This is a genomic window from Phormidium pseudopriestleyi FRX01 (assembly GCF_017313335.1).
GTDB classification, from domain to species: Bacteria; Cyanobacteriota; Cyanobacteriia; order Cyanobacteriales; family Laspinemataceae; genus Laspinema; species Laspinema pseudopriestleyi.
This window is the reverse complement of the sequence record NZ_JAFLQW010000536.1, coordinates 1-3923: the sequence shown is the minus strand read 5'-3', so window position 1 is coordinate 3923 and position 3923 is coordinate 1. Positions and strand designations below refer to the sequence as shown.

At 48.2% G+C, this 3923-nt stretch carries 2 protein-coding genes and 1 pseudogene; all 3 read left to right on the top strand.

All coding sequences use genetic code 11. The annotated features are described in order from the left end of the window. Positions 1-255 (top strand): annotated as a pseudogene (locus tag J0895_RS20380) (hypothetical protein); the annotation flags it as partial. 183 nt (positions 256-438) lie between these two features. Then, entirely contained in the window at positions 439-1569 is a 1131-nt protein-coding gene (gene nusA / locus J0895_RS20375; RefSeq protein WP_207089829.1) for a transcription termination/antitermination protein NusA, read from the top strand. Positions 1570-1735: 166 nt separating this feature from the next. Further along, positions 1736-3691: an alpha-amylase family glycosyl hydrolase gene (locus J0895_RS20370; protein ID WP_242541459.1), complete on the top strand. Its 1956-nt coding sequence runs from the start codon at positions 1736-1738 to the stop codon at positions 3689-3691. Positions 3692-3923 lie beyond the last annotated feature (232 nt).

Sequence of the window (3923 nt, the reverse complement as noted above, 5' to 3'; positions counted from 1 at the left end):
GGCGCAGGCAGGGACTTCTTCGTATTGCGTCCCGGAGTCACTGCCACCATTACGGATTTTGAGGATGGACAGGACAAGTTTATTCTCACGGGCGGTCTAAAACTCAGTGAGTTACTCGTTTCTGCACCCATTGGAGAGTCCCCCACGGATACGACTATTGTCCTAGCTAAGGATACTTCGGTGGTGATTGCTCTCCTCGAAGGCATCGATCCTGAGTTCCGCAACCTGATTATTACAACCGGCGATTTTGTCTAAGGGTAATCCTCCAGAGGATGGGGAGGATAGGGAAGTTTGTAGTAACGACTTCAGTCGTTTCCTCCCCAATCTGCCCCATCTGCCTCAACCTCCCCAGGGAATGATTAAAAAATGTGTGAGCTTTTCAGGTAAAATTCCGTAAGCGCAGAGCTACTTGGAACAGCGTTGTAGGAGGTGTTCTCAATGTCGATGGTCAGTCTTCCCGGACTCCGATCGCTGCTTGATACGATGAGTCAACAGCGCTCTTTGCCGCCGCTTGCGGTTCAAGCTGCGCTGAAAGCAGCACTGCTGAAAGGATATGAGCGCTATCGTCGGACCCAAGTCCGCAACGATGAGGATTTTCCCGAAGACTACTTTGAAAATTTTGCGGTCAAACTTGACCTGAAGACGGAAGGGTTTCGGGTGATTGCGACGAAGACGGTGGTGGAGACTGTGGAGGATAGCGATCGCGAAATTGCCCTGGAAGCGGCGAGCAAAAAGGGTGCCAAAGTTAAACTGGGCGATCGCGTGATTGTGGATGTGACTCCCAATCAAGGAGATTTCGGTCGTCTAGCGGCGTTACAAACCAAAACGGTTCTTACCCAAAAATTACAAGAACAGCAGTGTAAATACATTCAAGAGACTTTTGGGGAGCGCAAAGGGACGGTTCTCTTGGGTAAGGTCCTCAAAAGTGATGCCCGTGGGGTCGTCTTGGGAGTCAGTGGAGGTTCGGGTCACCCCCTGGTGGAAGCGGAACTTCCCAAATATGAAAAGTTGCCCAATGATGACTATCAAGAGGGTGCGGAATTTAAGGTTTATCTGAAAAAAGTCTTTGATCGCCCCAGTTCTAAACCCCTGTTACGGGTTTCCCGCGCTACGAGTTATCTGGTTTCGGGTTTGTTTAGCGATCGCGTTCCGGAAATTCGACAGGCGACGGTTGAAATTAAAGGTGTGGCCCGAGATTCCATCCCCACGAAACCAGATATCGCCCCCCGCACTAAAATCGCGGTGCATTCTCTAGATCCGGAAGTCGATCCGGTGGCCGCTTGTATCGGTAAGCTAGGGGAACATCTCAATGCGATCGCCCAGGAAATCCCTGGGGAAAAAATTGAAGTGATTCCCTGGTCCGACGACCCCGCTACCTATATTGCCAACGCCTTATCTCCGGCGCAAGTTGAAGGGGCGATCGCCCTGGATTTGGAGACCCAATCGGCTGAGGTAATCGTTGCTCCCGATCAGTTGGCGATCGCCCTCGGACCCGAGGACCAAAATCTCCAACTCGCTGAACGTCTCACCGAGTGGAAAATCACCTTTAAAACCCTCCCAGAAACCTAGGGTTTCATCTACTCTAGGCAGTCGCCCCCCGAAGCATCCTTGTGGCGTCAGTTTTTGTTCCTTCCGATAGATGCCTGACCCGGATTTGGGGGGTACGATTCGGGGGGTATTCAGGTAACTATACACTTGACTTTCTAACTTCTCAGACCTAAGTCTCACAAAAATTATGCAGCCGACTTCCAGTTCCAAAGAAGAATCTCTCACATTTGGCTCCTCTCCTTCAAATATTGACGCCTCTACCGGGGCTGAAGTCATGCTCCAAAAAGACGAAGAGGGAAACGAATTTGAGTTTCTATTCACCCGGGCTATTGAATTTCGCCAAGAAACCATTTATTTTCTTGTCGTAGACCGATTTTACGATGGCGACCCCACCAATAGCGAAGGACCTAACCCCGAACTCTTCGACCCCTCTGGAGAAGATTGGGGCAAATACTGGGGAGGCGATTTACAAGGCGTCATTGACAAATTAGACTATCTCAAATCCCTCGGCATCACCGCCATTTGGTTAACTCCCCTGTTTGAACAAGTTGAAGCCTTATTTGTCGAACAAGCTGCCATTCATGGCTACTGGACCAGAGATTTTAAACGCCTCAATCCTCGATTTATTGCCACGGAAGATAACCCCTCCCTCAACGACACCCAAGACAGTCGCAATACCATTTTTGATAAATTGATTGATGAGTTACATCAACGAGACATGAAACTGATTCTCGATATTGTGTGTAACCATAGTAACCCGGATTTTAGCGGTATTAAGGGAGAACTGTATGATGATGGGGTGAAAATTGCCGATTTCAATAATGATAAAGAAAGCTGGTATCACCACTATGGTGAAGTGACCAACTGGGAAGATGAATGGCAGGTGCAAAACTGCGAATTAGCCGGTCTTGCTACCTTTAACGAAAACAATATCGCATATCGAAACTACATCAAAGCTGCCATTAAACAATGGTTGGATCGCGGTGTGGATGCTTTGCGAGTGGATACGGTCAAACATATGCCGATATGGTTTTGGCAGGAGTTTAATGCGGATATTCAGTCTCACAAGCCCGATGTATTTATCTTTGGAGAATGGATTTATAACCACCCCAATGACGAGCGATCGGTTAGCTTTGCCAATGAATCGGGAATGACCATTCTGGACTTTGGTTTAGCCACCGCGATTCGAGAAGCTTTAGCCGTCAATGCAGCACCCGGATTTCAACTGATCCAGTCTATTTTTGACCAAGATTATCGATATAATGCCGCCACGGAACTGATTACTTTTATCGATAATCATGATATGCATCGGTTCCAAACCTTGAACCCGGACCCGGATCTCCTGCGCTTGGCGATTAACTTGATTATGACTTGTCGGGGAATTCCCTGTATATATTACGGGACCGAGCAATATCTGCATAATGACACCAACGGGGATAATAACCCCTACGGCAATAACGACCCCTACAATCGTCCCATCATGGAAAATTGGGATACAGATACCCCAATTTATCGGGATATTCGCTTACTCTCAGGAGTGCGCCGTCTGAATCCTGCTGTCTCCCTGGGCAGTCAATGGAATAAGTATCTCACGGCTGATGTTTATGCCTATGTGCGCCGGTATCGGGATTCGGTGTGCTTCCTAGTCATGAATCGTGGGGAAGCGACAACCATTGATGTGCAGACGGATTTACCCGATGGGGAACATACCTGCATTTTGACTCGGCGTAAACTGGAGGTGCAGGATGGAATGTTACATCAATTAGAACTGGGTGCTAAAGAGGCAGTGGTGATTAGTCACGTCGGGGAACGGATTAAGGGCCAAGTCTTAGTGCGAGCGCATTTGAATGGACTGTCTACCGATGTCGGTCAAGTGGTAGTCGTGACAGGAGATTGCCCAGAATTGGGGAATTGGGATATTAAGAAAGCCTATCCCTTGGAGTATATCAACTCGAATACCTGGTTTGCGGAAATCCCGTTTGAGGAAAGTGCAGGAAAGGCGATCGCCTATAAATATGCGATCGTTTACAAAGACGAACATGGCAACGATGCCGCACTCTCCACCCGGGAAAATATTGTCTGTCGTCGCTGGTTATTAGCCGATGAAGGCACCGTCAAATGGATTGACAAGTGGGCGCATTGAGGGAATAAAAAAGGGGATTAACTGAGGATACTGTGTCGATAAAAAACCCGGTTTCTTATCCCTTAAATCTAATCTGGTACTAATCTTCTAGGCGGGGGTTTTTGAATCCCCGCCTGTTATATAGCAATCCTTTATCAGTTGTGGAAGACGTCGGCGGCCCCCAACATAAGGCGGCCCAGAACGGGAGAGGGGAGAAGACAGATGTTATAAATCATTTAGGAATGCTATATAG

Bases quoted from the DNA above. Each gene is read 5' to 3' on its own strand.
- nusA (WP_207089829.1), top strand. From the start codon at position 439: ATGTCGATGGTCAGTCTTCCCGGACTCCGATCGCTGCTTGATACGATG.
- J0895_RS20370 (WP_242541459.1), top strand. From the start codon at position 1,736: ATGCAGCCGACTTCCAGTTCCAAAGAAGAATCTCTCACATTTGGCTCC.